The following is a 16,693-nucleotide window of genomic DNA, read 5'->3' as shown; positions in this document are numbered from 1 at the left end:
ACGATGCGGAATCGTGGTTCCGAAGTGTCATCAGTGTTGGTTTCGCGACGGGGAGGTGTCAAGGGTCACTCCGTCGAGCGGCTCCGTCCGCGGCGGGGTCCGGCCGACCAGGCTGCGGGACACGGCGCCGGGGGACACCGGACCCGGCCGGTTCGTCACGTACTCGTCCCGCCGCGCAAGGAGATCGTCATCCGACGCCGGTTGTGTCCGGTGTGTGTGGTTCCGGCGTCACGCAGTCGTGACCCGCGGGCAACCGGCGCCGTCGTTGCGGAACGCAGCATTCCTCATCGGTGGTCCCACCGACCCGGCCACCGTGGGGGCATCGGATGACACAGGAGATGAACCGGCCGGCACCGGCGGCGTCGGAGGCCGGGGCCGCGCGCGAGACGCTGGAGGACTACACGCTGCGGTTCGCGCCGCGCAGCTACCGGCGCTGGTCGCCCGGCGTGGTCGGGGTGACCGCGCTGGGCGGCATCGCCTACCTCGCGGACTTCGCGATCGGCGCCAACATCGGCATCGCCTACGGCACGACGAACGCGCTCTGGGGCATCGCGGTGTTCGCGCTGGTCGTCATCGCGACCGGGCTGCCGCTGGCGTACTACGCGGCCCGCTACAACCTCGACCTGGACCTGATCACCCGCGGCAGCGGCTTCGGCTACTACGGCTCGATCCTGACCAACGTCATCTTCGCGACGTTCACCTTCATCTTCTTCGCCCTCGAGGGCTCGATCATGGCCCAGGGCCTGCAGTTGGGCCTCGGCGTCCCGCTCTGGGCCGGCTACGCCGTCTCCACGGTGATCATCTTCCCGCTGGTCGTGTACGGGATGTCGCTGCTGTCGACCCTGCAGGTGTGGACGACGCCGCTGTGGCTGGTCCTGATGGTGCTGCCGTTCGGCTACCTGCTGGTCGCGCACCCGGACTCGGTCTCGACCTTCCTGGCCTACCAGGGCGAGGACGGCCGGGGCGCGCCGAGCCTCGGCTCTGTCATGCTCGCCGCCGGGGTCTGCCTGTCGCTGATCGCCCAGATCGCCGAACAGATCGACTACCTGCGGTTCATGCCGCCGAAGACGCCGGAGAACGCGCGCCGCTGGTGGGCCGCGACCCTGCTCGCTGGGCCGGGCTGGGTGCTGTTCGGCGCCGCGAAGCAGGTCGTCGGGCTGTTCCTGGCGGTGTACCTGATCGCGAACGTCGCCGACGGCGCGACCGTCGCCAACGAGCCGGTGCACCAGTTCCTGTCGATCTACTCCGACCTGATGCCGGGCTGGCTGGCGATCACCCTGGCCGTCGTGCTGGTCGTCATCAGCCAGATCAAGATCAACGTCACGAACGCCTACTCCGGCTCGCTGGCCTGGACGAACTCCTTCACCCGGATCACCGGGACCTACCCCGGCCGGCTGGTGTTCCTCGGCGTCAACCTGGTGATCGCGCTGGTGCTGATGGAGGCGAACATGTTCGACTTCCTCAACACGATCCTCGGGTTCTACGCCAACATGGGCATCGCGTGGATCGTCGTCGTCGCCACCGACATCGTCGTGAACAAGTACCTGCTGGGGATCTCGCCGAAGGTCCCCGAGTTCCGCCGCGGGATGCTCCACGCGGTCAACCCGGTCGGGTTCGGATCGGTCGTCCTGGCGGGCGGGCTGTCGATCGCGGCGTTCTTCGGGCTGCTGGGGGAGGCGCTCGCGCCGTTCTCGCCGCTGGTCGCGATCGTGCTCGGCGTCGTCCTGCCGCCGGTGATCGCGGTCGCCACGAAGGGCCGGTACTACCTGCGCCGCCCGGACGACGGCATCGACCTGCCGATGTTCGACGAGCACGGCAACCCCTCGGACGCCGTGCTTGGCTGCCACGTGTGCGGCCAGGACCTGGAGCGCCCGGACATGACGGCCTGCACCGCCCACGACGCGCACGTCTGCTCGCTGTGCCTGAGCACCGACCGGGCGCGGGAGCACGTGCTCCCGGCCCAGGGGTGATCACGACCGGCGAGGGGATCGGTGCCGGATCCGGCACCGATCCCCTCACCGGTGCCGATCATGGTCCGACGGGGTGCGAGGCCGCCGCGGCGACCGCCCCGGCCAGCCGCCGGGCGGCGGTGACCGCGTCGTGGCCGACGGCCGTCGCGAGCATCCCGCGCACGGCCAGGGGCGACAGGCTCCAGCCCTCCCCGCAGGCCGGGGACACCGGCTCGCCGCCGGGGCCGATCACGACCTCGGTGCCCAGCACCCGGTGCCCGGCCAGGTGGGCGGGGGAGGCGTCGAGCAGCGGGTCGCCGATCTCCTGGGTCTGCACCAGCAGTGGGCGGCCGTCCTCGGTGACCCGGACGGTGCCCCGGTAGCGGCCGGCCCGCTCGCCGGTCCGCCCGGCGACGAGCACGTCACGGGCGTGCAGCGTCGCCGTCGGGGCCAGCCGCACGTCCAACACGGTCTCGTGGTCGGCGCGGGCGGTGACCACCGTCGGCTCGGGGCGGTAGGTCAGCGACCCGCCGTCGGCGACGGTGGCGCGCAGCACGGTGCGGCTCGGTCGTCCCGCCCCGGGCAGCGCGACGGCGGCGGCGACGCCGGTCAGCACCAGGTGGGCGCCGGGCCCGACGGTGACGGTGAGCTCGACGTCGTCGCCGGCCAGCGGGGTCGACGCCGACCCCACCAGGTGCACGACGGCCTCGGGGCACGCCGCGCCGGCCACCCCGCGCCGCGGCACCAGCGCGAGCGGGGCCTGCGCCCGCAGCGCCGTCACGACCGTGCGGCCCTCCCGCGCCACGACGCCCAGCTGCGCGCAGGCCCGCACCTCAGACCGTCGCCCGGACCGCGGCGACCTGCTCGCACACCCACGCCCCGACCCGCGCGGCGCCCGGGTCCTCGACCAGCGACTGCGCGATCACCGGCAGCTCCCCGCGGATCCGCGCGGCGTCCCCGGTCATCACGGCGAGGTCGGCGCCGACCAGCGGCGCCAGGTCGGTCTTGTTGATCACCAGCAGGTCGGCGGTGGTGACACCAGGGCCGCCCTTGCGGGGCACCTTGTCCCCGCCCGCGACGTCGACGACGAAGATCTGCCGGTCCACCAGCCCCCGCGAGAACACCGCGGTGAGGTTGTCCCCGCCGGACTCGACGAGGACCAGCTCCAGGGCCTCGTCACCGGAGAACCGCTCCTCGAGCAGGTCGATCGCGTCCAGGTTGGCGGTGATGTCGTCGCGGATCGCGGTGTGCGGGCAGCAGCCCGTCTGCACCGCCTCGACCCGCTCCGGGGGCAGGACGGCGTTGCGGCGCAGGAAGTCCGCGTCCTCGGTGGTGTAGATGTCGTTGGTGACCACGGCCAGGCGCACCCGCCCGGCGAGGCTGCGGGCCAGCGCCGCGACCAGGGCGGTCTTGCCCGAGCCGACCGGGCCGCCGATGCCGATGCGCACGGCGCGGCCGCCGGTCGGGGCGGGTGCGTGGTGGTCGTGGTCGGCGACGGTCGGGTCGAAGCTGATCACGTGACCGTGCCCGTGACCGGTGCCGGTGGGTTCAGGAGGCAAACAGACGCACCCTCTCGCGGTGGTGGTGGACGTGGGACTCGGCCATGAGGTCGAGCACCGGCGCACCGGGCGCCGGGAGGTCCTCGGGCGGGCCGTCCGCCAGGGCGGCGGCCTCGTCGACGACGGCGGCCAGGTCGTCGCCGAGCGCGACGATCGCGGCGTTCACGGCGAACGGGTCCAGCCCGAGCAGCCGCACCGCCGCCGACGCCGGTCCGGAGACGGCCAGGTAGGCGACGCAGCGGGCCGCGGCCGACGGCGGCTCCCCGGTCCCGCCGACCACGGCGCCGGTCAGCAGCGGGTGGTGCGGGCGGGGGTGGGCGGTGAGCAGCGCGCCCAGCACCGGCGACGGCCACGCCGCCCGCACCGCACGCAGCGACGCCCGGCCCTGGGCCCGGGACGCCTCCCGCTGCGCCGCCGAGGGGGTGCGGGCGTCGAGCGCGGCGTCCAGGGCCGCCCACCCGTCGCCCCCACCGTCGACGGCGAGCTGCGCGGCCGCCGCGGCGGCGCAGGCGGCGACCCGGCCCGCGGTGCGCAGCCGCCCCCGCAGGAACGCGTGCAGCGAGGCGACGTCGCCGACCAGGCCGCGCTCGGCGGCCTCCTCCAGGCCGCCGGAGTGCACGTGCCCGCCGCCGGGGAACCGGGCGTCGGACAGGACGAGCGAGGCGAGCATCAGAACAGGAAGTACCGCTGCGCCATCGGCAGCTCGGCGACCGGGGCGGGCTCGACCACGTCCCCGTCGATCGTCACGGTGAACGAGTCCGGGTCGACCCGCACGTCCGGGGTGGCGTCGTTGAGCAGCATTCCGGCCTTGCGCACCGAGCGGGTGTCGGCCACCGGCACCGCGGGCGTCGCCAGGCCGAGCCGGTCGGGGACGCCGTCGTCCAGCGCCGAGGGGGCCATGAACGTCAGCGATCCGAGCGCCGCGGGGGTGTGGGCGTAGCCGAACATGGGCCGCCCGTACACCGGGCCCGGGGTCGGGATGGACGCGTTGGCGTCGCCCATCTGCGCCCACACGGCGAACCCGCCCTTGAGCACGACCTCGGGGCGCACCCCGAAGAACTTCGGCTCCCACAGCACCAGGTCGGCGAGCTTCCCGACCTCCACCGAGCCGACGTGGTCGGCGGCACCGTGCGCCAGCGCCGGGTTGATCGTGTACTTCGCGACGTAGCGCCGGGCGCGCAGGTTGTCGGCGCGGTCGGAGTCACCGGGCAACGGCCCGCGGGCGGCCTTCATGACGTGTGCGGTCTGCCAGGTCCGGATGACGACCTCGCCGATGCGGCCCATCGCCTGGGAGTCCGAGCTCATCATCGAGATCGCGCCCAGGTCGTGCAGCACGTCCTCGGCGGCGATCGTCGTCGGGCGGATCCGGGACTCGGCGAAGGCCAGGTCCTCGGGCACCGACGGGTTCAGGTGGTGGCACACCATGAGCATGTCGAGGTGCTCGTCGAGGGTGTTGACGGTGTGCGGACGGGTCGGGTTCGTCGACGACGGCAGCACGTGCGCGGTGCCGACGACCTCGATGATGTCCGGGGCGTGCCCGCCGCCCGCGCCCTCGGTGTGGAAGGCGTTGATCGAGCGGCCGTCGATCGCGGCCAGGGTGGACTGCAGGAACCCGGCCTCGTTGAGGGTGTCGGTGTGGATCGCGGCCTGCACGCCGGTCTCCTCGCACACCCGCAGACAGGCGTCGATCGCCGACGGGGTGGTGCCCCAGTCCTCGTGCAGCTTGAACCCGCCCGCCCCGGCGCGCAGCTGCTCGTGCAGCGCCCCGGCCGAGGTGGTGTTGCCCTTGCCCATCAGCAGGAGGTTCACCGGCTGGTGGTCCATCGCCTGCAGCATCCGGGAGATGTTCCACGGGCCGGGCGTCACGGTCGTGGCCTTGGACCCGTCGACCGGGCCGGTGCCGCCGCCGAACAGCGTGGTGACCCCGGAGGCGAGCGCGGTCTCGACCAGCTGCGGGCAGATGAGGTGCACGTGCGCGTCGATCGCGCCGGCGGTGAGGATGCGCCCGTTGCCCGACAGCACCTCGGTCCCGGGCCCGATCACCAGCGCCGGGTCGACCCCGTCCATGGTGTCCGGGTTCCCGGCCTTGCCGATACCGACGATGCGGCCGTCCTTCACCCCGACGTCGGCCTTCACCACGCCCCAGTGGTCGAGCACGACGGCGCCGGTGATCACCAGGTCCGGGCAGTCCGCGGCCAGGACGGCCGCCTGACCCATCGACTCCCGGATCACCTTGCCGCCGCCGAACATGACCTCGTCGCCGGACGCCGGGCCGCGCGAGCGGTCCTCGGTGACCTCGATCAGCAGGTTCGTGTCGGCGAGCCGGATCCGGTCCCCGACGGTCGGGCCGTAGAGGTCGGCGTAGCGCGCGCGGTCGATGCTCACTGCTCGTAGCTCCGCTCGTCGAGGGCGCCGGCCCGTTCCGGACGCAGGCCGGGGACCCGGCGCGCCCCGGCGATCGGCACCAGCGTCACCTCGCGCTCCACCCCGGGCTCGAACCGCACCGACGTCCCGGCGGGGACGTCGAGCCGGTGCCCCCACGCGGCGTCGCGGTCGAAGGACAGGCCGGGGTTCGCGGCGGCGAAGTGGTAGTGCGACCCGACCTGCACCGGGCGGTCCGCGGCGTTGACCACGGTGAGCGTCAGCCGGGGGCGGCCGGGGTGCAGCTCGACCGGCTCGGTGCCGACGAGGATCTCGCCGGGGGTCACGCGATCGGCCCGTGGACGGTGACGAGCTTCGTGCCGTCCGGGAAGGTGGCCTCGACCTGCACCGAGTCGAGCATCTCCGGGACGCCGTCGAGGACGTCGTCGCGGGTCAGGACCTCCCGGCCGCTGCTCATCAGCTCGCTGACGGTGCGGCCGTCGCGGGCGCCCTCCAGGACGTGCTCGGTGATCAGCGCGACCGACTCCGGGTAGTTCATCCGCAGACCCCGCTCCCGACGCCTGCGGGCGACGTCGGCGGCGACGTGGACGAGGAGCTTGTCGCGCTCGCTCGGGCTGAGGTGCATGCCCCGCATTGTCTCCGGTCCCGGGTTGCGACGGGATTGCCGGGAGGTTCCGAACGGTGTCCCGCCGGGGGCCCGATGTCCGGGTCGACTGTCGGAACCTACGAAAGCCCCGCGACGAGCGGCCCGGGGTTCGTCGGGGACGGCGGTGCCGGGCGGTCCCGGCCCGGGCGCATGGTGATGCAGGTCGCAATCCGGCCCCCTCAGCGCGCCCTGCCCCGTCACACCCTCCGGCTCCCATCGAGGTCACCGATGCGCCTGCGCCGATCCACCAGCCGAACCACCGATCCCGCCCGTCCCGTCCACCCGGTCGACCGGGTGCCGCCCGCCGGACGGCTCGCCGTCTACGGCATCCAGCACGTGCTGGCGTTCTACGCCGGCGCCGTCGTCGTGCCGATCCTGCTCGCCAACGCCATCGGTCTCGACGAGCGCCAGCTCATCCACCTGATCAACGCCGACCTGTTCACCTGCGGCATCGCCTCGATCCTGCAGTCTGTCGGGATCGGCCGGATCGGGGTGCGGCTGCCGCTGCTGCAGGGCGTCACGTTCACCGCGGTCTCGCCGATGATCGCGATCGGGCTCGCCGCGGGTGGTGGCACCGCCGGGCTCACCACCATCTACGGCGCGGTGATCGTCGCCGGGCTGGTCACCTTCCTCGCCGCGCCCTACGTCGCGCGGCTGCTGCGGTTCTTCCCGCCGGTCGTCACCGGCACGGTGATCACCGTGATCGGGCTGGCGCTGCTGCCGGTCGCCGCGACCGACGCCGTCGGCGGCGCGAACGCCCCCGACCCCGGCAACCCGCTCTACCTCGGGCTCGCCCTCGGGACGCTCGCGGTGATCGTGCTGATCCAGCGGCTGTTCCGCGGCTTCCTCGCCACCGTCGCGGTGCTCGCCGGGCTCGTGCTCGGGACACTCGCCGCGGTGCCGTTCGGGCTGGTCGACCTGTCCGCGGTGGGGGAGTCGGACTGGGTCGGGGTGACCACGCCGTTCCACTTCGGCTGGCCGCAGTTCTCGATCGCCGCGATCCTGTCGATGATCGTCGTCATGATGATCACCGCGGTCGAGACGACCGGCGACGTGATCGCGACCGGCGAGATCGTCGACCGGAAGGTGGGCCCGGACGACGTCGCCCGCGCCCTGCGCGCCGACGGCGTCGCCACCACCCTGGGCGGGGTCCTCAACTCCTTCCCCTACACCTGCTTCGCCGAGAACGTCGGCCTCGTCCGGCTCACCCGGGTCTCCAGCCGCTGGGTGGTCGCCGCCGCGGGCGGCTTCATGATCCTCATCGGGCTGGTGCCGAAGGCCGGGGCGCTGGTCGCGGCGGTGCCGCACCCGGTGCTGGGCGGGGCGGCGCTGGCGATGTTCGCGACCGTCGCCGTCGTCGGGATCCAGACGCTGTCGCGGGTCGACTTCCGCGACCACCGCAACGTCGTCGTGGTCGGGTCCGGGCTCGGGGTGGCGTTGTTCGTGACCGTGCAGCCGGACGTGGCGCAGGCCCTGCCGGAGTGGGCGGGCATCGTGCTCGGCTCCGGGATCACCGCGGGCAGCGTCGTCGCGATCGGGCTCAACCTGCTGTTCTTCCACACCGGGCGCCGCCGCGGCGCCGCCCCCGCGACGGCCGGCGGGGACACCGTGACCTTCGACCGGCTCGCCGCCGCCGACGCCGGTGAGTTCGCCGCGGTCCTCGGGCGGCTGTTCGAGGGACCGACCGCGGTGCCCGGGCGGGTGCACGCCCGCGGCCCCTTCACCGACGCCACGGCGCTGCGCGCCGCGGTGCAGGACGAGCTGTTCGCCGCGCCGCCCGAGGAGCAGCGGGCGCTGATGGGCCACTACCCCGATCTGGGCGGTCTGGTGGGCACCGGCTCCGCCACGCCGGCGCCCGCCCGCGACGGGGGCACCGCGACCACGGGCGCCGGCGCGGCGGCACTGCGCGACCGGGCCGGTCTGGCCCTGCTCGACGGCGACGACCGCGCCGAGCTCGGCCGGCTCGCCGCGGCCTACCGGGAGCGGTTCGGCTTCCCACTGATCGTGTGCCTGCGCGACGCCGGGGACCGCGGCGCCCTGCTCGCGACCGCGCGACGCCGGCTCACCCACCCGCCGGCGCAGGAGCACGCGGCCGCGCTCGTCGCCGTCGCGACCGTCGCCGGGCACCGCTTCGACGACCTCGTGTCCGGCTGAGCGTCCGGCCGGGCCACCGACCGGGCCGTCCGGCCGGCGCGGGACGTCCGCGCCGGCCGTCGCGGTCGTTCCGGGCCGGTACGGTGGCGGCGTGGACCTGGCGATCGGACGGCGCGCGCGGGCGGGGGCGGCCCTGCTGGTCGCGTCGCTGCTCCTGCTCGCCCCGGTCCTGCTGCCCGCCGACGTCGACACCGGTCTCGTCGGCGCCGTCGTCGCGCTCGCCGTCCTCGCCTGGGCGGGGCACCGCGAGCTCGGCGCGATCCACCTCGTCGCCACCGCCGCGACCACCCCGGTCCGCGAGGCCCGCCGGGCCCGGACCCGGGCCGGGACCGTCCGCCAGACCGACCCCGACGCGGCCGGCCGTGCCCGGCCCCGCGCCCCGGGAGCGCTCCGCCCGGAGCAGGTCCCCGGCACCGTCGCGGCCGCCTGACGCGCGCGGTCCGCCGGCCGGTGCGCGGTGCGCACCGGACCGTCGTCGTCCCTGCTCCGGGACCCGTCCCGCCCCTCGGACGTCCCTGGAGTGATCCGTGCTCGACTTCCTGTACTACCCCGTCTCCTTCGTCATGCGCTTGTGGCACGAGCTGTTCGGCGCCCTGTTCGGACCCGCCACCGGGCTGTCCTGGGCGCTGTCGGTGGTGTTCCTCGTGCTCACCGTCCGGGCGCTGCTGGTGCGCTCGGCCTGGACCCGGATGCGGGCCGCCCGGATCGGCCGCGCACTGGCCCCGCAGGTCGCCCGGCTCCGCGAACGCCACCGCGGCGACGCCCGGGCCCTGGCCGAGGCGACCGCCGCGCTGCACCGCACGCACGGCTCGTCGCCGGTCGCCGGGCTCGGGGTGGTCTTCCTGCAGATCCCGGTGTTCGTCGCGCTGCTGCACGTGCTGCGCTCGTTCAACCGGCCCGGCCTGACCTTCGAGCAGAACGCCGCGATCGCCAACTACGCCTTCCCGCCCGACCAGGTCGCCTCGTTCCTGCAGGCCCGGCTGTTCGGGGCGCCGCTGTCGGCGTGGCTGCGGATGCCCGCCGAGCAGCTCGCCGCGTTCGGGGGGACGCCCGTGGACGGCGCGGCGGTCGCCGTCGTGGTGGTCGCGCTGACCGTGCTCGCCGCGGTCTGCACCCACCTCAGCATGCGCTACGCCCGGGTCGACCCGGGTGCCGCGCCGCAGGGCGCCGCCCGGGTCCTCGCGGCCCTGCCCTGGATCGCACCGGTCGGCGTCCTCGCCGGCGGGCTGCTCTACCCGGCGCCGGTCGCGCTGCTGCTCTACTGGATGACCGGCAGCGTCGCGACCCTGGTCCAGCAGCTCGTGCTCACCCGGCTGCTCGACCGCAGGCCACCGGTCGTCGTCGCCCCGCCGGCCCCGGAACGCAGCCGGGCGCCACGGCCGGGGGCCAAGCCGGTGCGCCGCCGCCCCGCCGGTGCCCGCCGCTGAGCCGCCGTCAGCGCGAGCGCAGCGCCAGGTAGAGGTCGACGCGGTCGGCGAACGACGACGGGTCGCGCCCGGTCAGCTCCGCCACCCGGCCGATCCGGTACCGGACGGTGTTGACGTGCAGGTGCAGCCGGGCCGCGGTCCGGTTCCACGACCCGGACTCGCCGAGGAAGACCTCCAGGGTCTCCAGCAGCCCGGTGCCCGACCGCGCGTCGTGGTCGAGCACCGGGCCGAGGACCTGGGCGGCGAAGCCGCGCCGCACGTCGTCGGGGACCCCCGCCAGCAGCGCCACGTGCGAGGTGATCTCCCCGGCCCGCACCGAGGTCACCGGGCCGGACCGGGCCGCCGCCAGCCCCGCGGCGTGCCCGGCCTCGGCGAGCGCACCGGACAGCGCGTCCGCCGCCGACGGCCGCGACACCCCGGCCGAGAGCCGGCCGCCGGCCAGGCCCGGCCCGAGCCGGTGCACCGCGGCCAGCACCTGCTCCACCGGGTCCGGGGCGTCCCGGGCCCCGGGCACCGCGACGACGGCGACCGCGTCGCCGCCCTGCACCCCGACCGCGGCCGGGCCGGTGCCGACCAGCGCGTCGAGCAGCACGGTGTGCGCGGTGTCGGCCGGGTCCGCGACGCCCGAGGCGCGCAGCACGACCACGGCGAGGGTCCCGTCCGGCTCGACCCCGGCCTGGCGCAGCCGCACCCGGGTCTCGGGGCGGTCGCCGGTGTCGGCGGCGATCCGGGCCAGCGCGTCGTCGGCGATCGGGCGGGCCACCGCCGCACCCTCCCGGCGCCGGGACCGGTCCAGTGCGGCGATCGCGGCCAGCTCCCCGACGGCGTCGACGGCGTCGGTACCCGCCTGCGCCGCGCCCGGCGGCAGCTGGGCCGCGACCAGCCAGCCGGTGGCCCGGGCGGTCCCCGGTGCCGCGGGCACCACCAGGTGCGCCGCACCCGCCGGGGCGGCCGGGACGGTCACCGGCAGCCGGCCCGCGGTGAGGAACCCGGCGACGACGGCGTCCCGCTCGGCGTCGGGCAGGCCCGGCCCGGCGAGCAGCCCGCCCGCCGCGGTCAGCACCCGGCAGACCAGGCCGGTGCCCGCCGACACCGACCCGGCCAGGTCGGCCAGCTCCGCGCCGCCGGCGAACGCGGCGAGCAGCCGCCGGTGCCGGCCCAGGGTGTGGGCGAGCCGGTCCCCGCGGGCCGCGGACAGCGCCCCGATCACCGCCTCGGTCACCGCGCCGAACGACACGTCCACCGGCACCGCGACCAGCACGAGGTCGTGGCGTCGGCAGGCGTCGACGACGTCGGCCGGGATGTCGCCGAACACGGCCTCCCCGGCCACCAGCGCCGCCGCCCCGGACCGCGCGACCGCCGCGACGAACCGCTCCGAGTCCGCGGGCGTCCGCCGCCACACCAGGCCGGACACGACCAGCTCACCGCCGCCCAGGTAGCGCGACGGGTCGGGCAGGTCGGTCGGGTACACCCAGCGCACGGACCGGTCCAGGTCGGCCGCCGAGCCGTGCAGGACCCGCAGCCGCAGCTCCGGACGTGCGACGAGCTCCGAGAGCAGCATGGGAGGAACCTACAACTCGGTGCGCCGCGGGGGACCCCGATTCGTCACGGCGATGCCTTCTCCCGGTGACCGGCGCGCGGTGCACTGGGTCCATGCAGCAGCCGAGCGCCGGCCGGACCGCACACCGGATCGCCATCGAGGGTGCCCACGTCGTCACCGTCACCGGGGAGGAGCTCCCCGGGGGGCACGTCGTCGTCGAGGGGGAACGGATCGCGGAGGTCGGGTCCGGTCCCGCCCCGGCGGGGTCCTACGACCGCCGGGTCGACGCCCGCGGCTGCCTGCTCACCCCGGGCCTGGTCAACACCCACCACCACCTCTACCAGTGGGTGACCCGCGGGCTCGCCGTCGACCACACGCTGTTCGAGTGGCTGACCACGCTGTACCCGGTGTGGGCGGGCATCGACGAGCACGCCGTGCACACCGGCGCGACCGGCGCGCTGTCCGCGCTCGCGCTGTCGGGCTGCACCACCACCACCGACCACCACTACGTCTTCCCCCGCGAGGGCGGGGACGTGCTCGGCGCCGAGATCCGTGCCGCGCAGCAGGTGGGGCTGCGGTTCCACCCGACCCGCGGCTCGATGGACCTCGGGCGCAGCGCGGGCGGGCTGCCGCCGGACCACGTCGTCTCCGACCGCGACGAGATCCTTGCCGCGTCCGCCGACGCCGTCGCCCGCTGGCACGACCCGTCGCCGGGGTCGATGCTGCGGATCGCGCTGGCCCCCTGCTCGCCGTTCTCGGTGACGCCGGAGCTGATGCGCGAGTCCGCGACGCTGGCCCGCGAGCTCGGGGTGCGGCTGCACACCCACCTCGCCGAGACCGACGACGAGGAGGCGTACTGCCGGGAGCGCTTCGGCGCCACCCCCACCGAGTACGTCGCCGACCTGGGCTGGACCGGGCCCGACGTGTGGTTCGCCCACACCGTGCACCTCGACGACGACGCCGTGAAGACCATCGGCGCCACCGGCACCGGCGTCGCGCACTGCCCCACCTCCAACGGTCGTCTCGGCGCGGGCATCGCGCGGGTCCGCGACCTCGTCGACGCGGGCGCCCGGGTCGGGATCGGTGTCGACGGCGCCGCCTCCAACGAGGGCACCCACCTGCTGGAGGACGTCAAGCACGCCGTCCTGTTCGCCCGCGCCGCGGGCGGCCCCCGTGCCCTGTCGGTGCGCGAGGCCCTGGAGCTCGGCACGCTCGGCGGCGCCCGGGTGCTCGGTCGTGAGGACGAGATCGGGTCGATCGAGACCGGCAAGCTCGCCGACCTCGCCCTGTGGCGGCTCGACGGGTTCCGGCACCGCGACGTCGCCGACCCGGTCGCCGCCCTCGTCCTGGGCACCCCGCCGCCGCTGGAGCTGCTGCTCGTGCACGGCCGCCCGGTCGTCGAACGGGACACCGTGCTCACCGTCGACACCGACGCCGTCGCCGCCGAGTGCGCCGCCGTGCACCGCGACCTCGTGGCCAAGGCCGGGTGAGCGGATGGACCTGCACACCGTCACCGGGTTCCGGCGCGCCCGCGAGCGCGCCGACCTGGCGCTGGCGCCGGGGGAGCGGATCCTCGCCGGCGGGACGTGGCTGTTCTCCGAGCCGCAGCCCGGCGTCACCGGCCTGGTCGACCTCACCACGATGGGCTGGGAGCCGCTGTCCGACCTGCCCGACGACGGCCTGTCGGTGGCCGCGACCTGCCCGATCGCCGACCTCGCCGCGCACGGCGAGCGCACCGGGACCCCGCTGTTCGCCCAGTGCGCGCACGCCCTGCTCGCGTCGTGGAAGATCTGGCACACCGCGACCGTCGGCGGGAACGTGTGCCGCGCCTACGCCGCCGCCGGGATGGTCGCGCTCGCCGCGACGCTCGACGGGCTCGCCGTCGTCTGGACCCCCGACGGCGAGGAGTACCGCGTCCCGGTCGCGTCGCTCGTCACCGGCAACGGCACCACCGCGCTGGGCCCCGGCGAGGTCCTGCGCGCCGTCGAGCTGCCCGGCGCCGCGCTCCGCGCCCGCACCGCGTTCCGCAAGATCGCACTCGCCGAGCTCGGCCGCTCCGGCGCCGTGCTCACCGGGCGGGTCGACACCGCACCCGACGGCGGCGCCGCCACGTTCGTGATCACCGCCGCGACCGAGGCGCCCACCGTCCTGCGCTACCCGGCCGGCGTGCCCGACGCGGACCGGCTGCGCGCCGACGTCGACGCCGTCGACGGCTGGTACACCGACCCGCTCGGTTCCGCGGACTGGCGCCACGGGGTCAGCGCGGTGCTGCTGGAACAGATCCGGGAGGAGCTGTCGTGAAGCTGCACGTCAACGACACCGAGCTGGAGGCGGAGCCCGCCCCGGGGCAGTGCACCCGCACGTTCCTGCGCGAGCACGGGCACCTGGAGGTCAAGAAGGGGTGCGACGCCGGGGACTGCGGCGCCTGCACCGTCCTGCTCGACGACCGGCCCGTGCACTCGTGCCTGATCCCCGCCCAGCGCCTCGACGGCGCGCGGGTCACCACCGTCGCCGGGCTGGCCGGGCCGGACGGGGAGCTGCACCCGGTCCAGCAGGCTTTCGTGGAGAAGTTCGGGTTCCAGTGCGGGTTCTGCACGGCCGGCCAGATCGTCACCGCCACCGCGCTCACCCCCGACGACCTCGACGACCTGCCGCGGCGGATGAAGGGCAACCTGTGCCGCTGCACCGGCTACCGCAGCATCCGCGAGGCGATCGAGACCGGCGTCCGTGGCGGCTGCACCCCCCGCACCCCGGGCGGGACCGCCGGCACCGTCGGCTGCTCGGCACGACCCCCGGCCGCGGAGCGCATCGTCACCGGCAGCGAGCCGTTCACCTTCGACACCGACCTCACCGGGGCCCTGCACCTGCGGATCCTCGGCTCCCCGCACGCCCACGCCCGCATCCGGTCGATCGACACCACCGCCGCGCAGTCCGCGCCGGGCGTCGCGCTGGTGCTGACCCACCACGACGTGCCGGACCTGCGCTACTCCACCGCCCGGCACGAGCACCGCACCGACGACCCCGACGACACCCGGATGCTCGACGACGTCGTCCGCCACGTCGGGCAGAGGGTCGCCGCCGTCGTCGCCGAGACCCCGGCGCAGGCCGAGGCGGCCTGCGCGCTGGTCGCCGTCGACTACGAGGTGCTGCCCGCCGTGCTCGACCCGGAGGCGGCCCGGCGGCCGGGCGCTCCGCTGGTGCACCCGGACCGGACCCCGGCCGACCGCGTCGACGACGCCGGACGCAACGTCGTGCTCGCCCTGCACGGCGGGCACGGCGGCGACGTCGACGCCGCACTACGCGCCTCCGCGCACACCGTCACCGGCACCTGGCGCACCAGCCGCGTCGCGCACGCCCAGCTGGAGTGCCACGGCGCGATCGGCTCGCTCGACGCCGACGGCAGGCCCGTCGTGCGGGCGGGCACCCAGGTCCCGTTCCTCACCCGCGGCGAGCTCGCCCGGGTGCTCGGCCTCGACCCGGACCGGGTCCGGGTGCACACCGCGCGGGTCGGCGGCGGGTTCGGCGGCAAGCAGGAGATGTTCGCCGAGGACCTCGTCGGGCTCGCGGTGCTGCGGACCGGGCGCACCGTCGTCCACGAGTTCACCCGGTCCGAGGAGTTCACCCGCACCGCGCTGCGCCACCCGATGCGGGTCGCGGTCACCCTCGGCGCCGACGACGACGGCCGGCTCACCGCGATGAAGCTCGACGTCCTGTCCGACACCGGCGCCTACGGCAACCACTCCCGCGGGGTGCTGTTCCACTCCGTCGCCGAGTCGGTCAGCGTCTACAACTGCCCCGTCAAGCACCTCGACGCCGAGGTCGTCTACACCCACAACGTGCCCAGCGGCGCGTTCCGCGGCTACGGCCTGGGCCAGGTGATGTTCGTCGTCGAGTCCGCGATGGACGAGCTGGCGATCGCGCTGGACGTCGACCCGTTCGACCTGCGGCGACGCAACATGGTCCGGGCCGGGGACCCGCTGCACGTCGCCCACCACGGCGAGCCCGAGCACGACCTGCACTGGACGAGCTACGGCATGGACCAGTGCCTCGACCTCGTGGAGGACGCCCTGGCCGACGGCACCGGTGACCCGGTCCCCGACGGCCCGACGTGGCGGGTCGGCGAGGGCGTCGCCCTGGGCATGATGACGACGATGGCCCCGTTCGGGCACGCCGCCACCACCACGGTGACGCTGCTGCCCGGCGGGCGCTACCGGCTCGGCGCCGGCACCGTCGAGTTCGGCAACGGCACCACGACCACGCACCGCCAGGTCGTCGCCACCGTGCTCGGTACGACCCCGGACCGCGTCGACGCCCACCACGGCGACACCGACGCCTGCGGCTACGACACCGGGGCGTTCGCCTCGGCGGGCACCACCGTCGCGGGCAAGGCACTGCACGCCGCGGCGACCGCGCTGCGGGAGCGGATCCTCACCGTCACCGGCGGCGGGGAGCTGCACGCGGCCGGTGTCACGGCACCCGGCGGCGAGTGGACGCTCGACGACGTGCTGGCCGCCGCGTCGTCGCCCGCGGGGCTGGCGGCCACGGGGGAGGAGCCCGGCACCGCGCGGGCGATCACCGCGAACTGCCACGGCGTGCGCGCCGCGGTGGACACCGCGACCGGCGAGGTCCGGGTGCTGCGGTCGGTGCAGGCCGTCGACGCCGGCACCGTCCTGAACCCCGAGCAGCTGCGCGGGCAGGTCGAGGGCGGCGCCGCGATGGGACTCGGCAGCGCGCTCTACGAGGAGGTGTACGTGGGAGAGTCCGGGGAGGTCCTCAACCCGGTGTTCCGCACCTACCGGGTGCCGCAGATGGCCGACGTCCCGGATACCGAGGTGCGCTACGCCCGCACCCACGACGCGCTCGGCACCTACGGCGCGAAGTCGATGAGCGAGGCTCCCTACAACCCGGTGGCACCCGCGGTCGCGAACGCGATCCGCCGGGCGCTGGGGGTGCGGCCGTACCACCAGCCGTTCAGCCGCGACCGGGTGTGGCGGCTGGCGGCCGGCGGCACGGCGTCCTGAGGCACGGCGTCCTGG

The 16,693-nt window shown here is 75.4% G+C and carries 14 protein-coding genes; 7 read left to right on the top strand and 7 right to left on the bottom strand.

From position 1 onward, the window contains the following. Window positions 1-326 precede the first annotated feature (326 nt). The gene (locus KPL60_RS06860) at window positions 327-1,970 is read left to right on the top strand and encodes a cytosine permease (RefSeq protein ID WP_226356951.1); all 1,644 of its coding nucleotides are present in this window, start codon (window positions 327-329) and stop codon (window positions 1,968-1,970) included. A gap of 58 nt (window positions 1,971-2,028) precedes the next feature. Here the strand turns inward: KPL60_RS06860 and KPL60_RS06855 are convergent, their stop codons facing one another. The 6 genes from KPL60_RS06855 to KPL60_RS06830 are packed head-to-tail and all read right to left on the bottom strand — an operon-like array spanning window position 2,029 to window position 6,515. Then, window positions 2,029-2,781, bottom strand: a complete 753-nt coding sequence (locus KPL60_RS06855; RefSeq protein ID WP_226356952.1) for an urease accessory protein UreD — start codon at window positions 2,779-2,781, stop codon at window positions 2,029-2,031. A gap of 1 nt (window position 2,782) precedes the next feature. Continuing rightward, window positions 2,783-3,508: an urease accessory protein UreG gene (ureG, locus tag KPL60_RS06850; RefSeq protein WP_226365271.1), complete on the bottom strand. Its 726-nt coding sequence runs from the start codon at window positions 3,506-3,508 to the stop codon at window positions 2,783-2,785. Then, window positions 3,498-4,181 (bottom strand): urease accessory protein UreF, encoded by a 684-nt coding sequence (locus KPL60_RS06845; protein WP_226366044.1) that lies wholly within the window; start codon window positions 4,179-4,181, stop codon window positions 3,498-3,500. The genes ureG and KPL60_RS06845 overlap by 11 nt, the downstream gene beginning before the upstream one ends. After that, complete coding sequence (locus KPL60_RS06840) at window positions 4,178-5,893, bottom strand: urease subunit alpha (RefSeq protein WP_226365270.1); 1,716 nt, start codon at window positions 5,891-5,893, stop codon at window positions 4,178-4,180. The genes KPL60_RS06845 and KPL60_RS06840 overlap by 4 nt, the downstream gene beginning before the upstream one ends. Further along, window positions 5,890-6,216: an urease subunit beta gene (locus KPL60_RS06835; RefSeq protein WP_226356955.1), complete on the bottom strand. Its 327-nt coding sequence runs from the start codon at window positions 6,214-6,216 to the stop codon at window positions 5,890-5,892. The genes KPL60_RS06840 and KPL60_RS06835 overlap by 4 nt, the downstream gene beginning before the upstream one ends. Then, complete coding sequence (locus tag KPL60_RS06830; protein ID WP_020622559.1) at window positions 6,213-6,515, bottom strand: urease subunit gamma; 303 nt, start codon at window positions 6,513-6,515, stop codon at window positions 6,213-6,215. Before KPL60_RS06830 ends, KPL60_RS06835 begins: the two co-directional genes overlap by 4 nt. 249 nt (window positions 6,516-6,764) lie before the next feature. On the opposite strand from KPL60_RS06830, the gene KPL60_RS06825 reads away from it, so the two are divergent. The 3 genes from KPL60_RS06825 to yidC all read left to right on the top strand — a co-directional run bounded on the left by KPL60_RS06825 (window position 6,765) and on the right by yidC (window position 10,117). Next, a complete protein-coding gene (locus tag KPL60_RS06825) occupies window positions 6,765-8,690 on the top strand; it encodes a solute carrier family 23 protein (protein ID WP_226365269.1) in 1,926 nt (641 codons plus the stop codon). Window positions 8,691-8,781: 91 nt separating this feature from the next. After that, on the top strand, window positions 8,782-9,120 hold the full coding sequence (locus tag KPL60_RS06820) for a DUF6412 domain-containing protein (RefSeq protein ID WP_226356957.1): 339 nt from the start codon (window positions 8,782-8,784) through the stop codon (window positions 9,118-9,120). A 97-nt stretch (window positions 9,121-9,217) separates the two neighbouring features. Continuing rightward, window positions 9,218-10,117 (top strand): membrane protein insertase YidC, encoded by a 900-nt coding sequence (gene yidC, locus KPL60_RS06815; RefSeq protein ID WP_226365268.1) that lies wholly within the window; start codon window positions 9,218-9,220, stop codon window positions 10,115-10,117. Window positions 10,118-10,124: 7 nt separating this feature from the next. Here the strand turns inward: yidC and KPL60_RS06810 are convergent, their stop codons facing one another. Next, entirely contained in the window at window positions 10,125-11,678 is a 1,554-nt protein-coding gene (locus tag KPL60_RS06810) for a PucR family transcriptional regulator ligand-binding domain-containing protein (protein ID WP_226365267.1), read from the bottom strand. 92 nt (window positions 11,679-11,770) lie between these two features. On the opposite strand from KPL60_RS06810, the gene KPL60_RS06805 reads away from it, so the two are divergent. Genes KPL60_RS06805 through KPL60_RS06795 form a run of 3 tightly spaced genes read left to right on the top strand, consistent with a single transcriptional unit; the run spans window position 11,771 to window position 16,678 of the window. Further along, window positions 11,771-13,147 (top strand): 8-oxoguanine deaminase, encoded by a 1,377-nt coding sequence (locus KPL60_RS06805; RefSeq protein WP_226365266.1) that lies wholly within the window; start codon window positions 11,771-11,773, stop codon window positions 13,145-13,147. A gap of 4 nt (window positions 13,148-13,151) precedes the next feature. Continuing rightward, complete coding sequence (locus KPL60_RS06800) at window positions 13,152-13,958, top strand: FAD binding domain-containing protein (RefSeq protein WP_226365265.1); 807 nt, start codon at window positions 13,152-13,154, stop codon at window positions 13,956-13,958. Next, on the top strand, window positions 13,955-16,678 hold the full coding sequence (locus KPL60_RS06795) for a molybdopterin-dependent oxidoreductase (RefSeq protein ID WP_226365264.1): 2,724 nt from the start codon (window positions 13,955-13,957) through the stop codon (window positions 16,676-16,678). Before KPL60_RS06800 ends, KPL60_RS06795 begins: the two co-directional genes overlap by 4 nt. The last annotated feature ends 15 nt before the right edge of the window (window positions 16,679-16,693 follow it).

This window comes from Pseudonocardia sp. ICBG162 (assembly GCF_020496225.1).
Lineage (GTDB): Bacteria > Actinomycetota > Actinomycetes > Mycobacteriales > Pseudonocardiaceae > Pseudonocardia > Pseudonocardia alni.
This window is presented reverse-complemented; position numbering and strand designations above follow the sequence as displayed.

What these genes read in the sequence shown, in the direction of transcription:
- KPL60_RS06860 (WP_226356951.1), top strand. Translation starts at nt 327, where the DNA reads ATGACACAGGAGATGAACCGGCCGGCACCGGCGGCGTCGGAGGCCGGG.
- KPL60_RS06830 (WP_020622559.1), bottom strand. Translation starts at nt 6,515, where the DNA reads ATGCACCTCAGCCCGAGCGAGCGCGACAAGCTCCTCGTCCACGTCGCC.
- KPL60_RS06825 (WP_226365269.1), top strand. Translation starts at nt 6,765, where the DNA reads ATGCGCCTGCGCCGATCCACCAGCCGAACCACCGATCCCGCCCGTCCC.
- KPL60_RS06810 (WP_226365267.1), bottom strand. Translation starts at nt 11,678, where the DNA reads ATGCTGCTCTCGGAGCTCGTCGCACGTCCGGAGCTGCGGCTGCGGGTC.
- KPL60_RS06805 (WP_226365266.1), top strand. Translation starts at nt 11,771, where the DNA reads ATGCAGCAGCCGAGCGCCGGCCGGACCGCACACCGGATCGCCATCGAG.
- KPL60_RS06800 (WP_226365265.1), top strand. Translation starts at nt 13,152, where the DNA reads ATGGACCTGCACACCGTCACCGGGTTCCGGCGCGCCCGCGAGCGCGCC.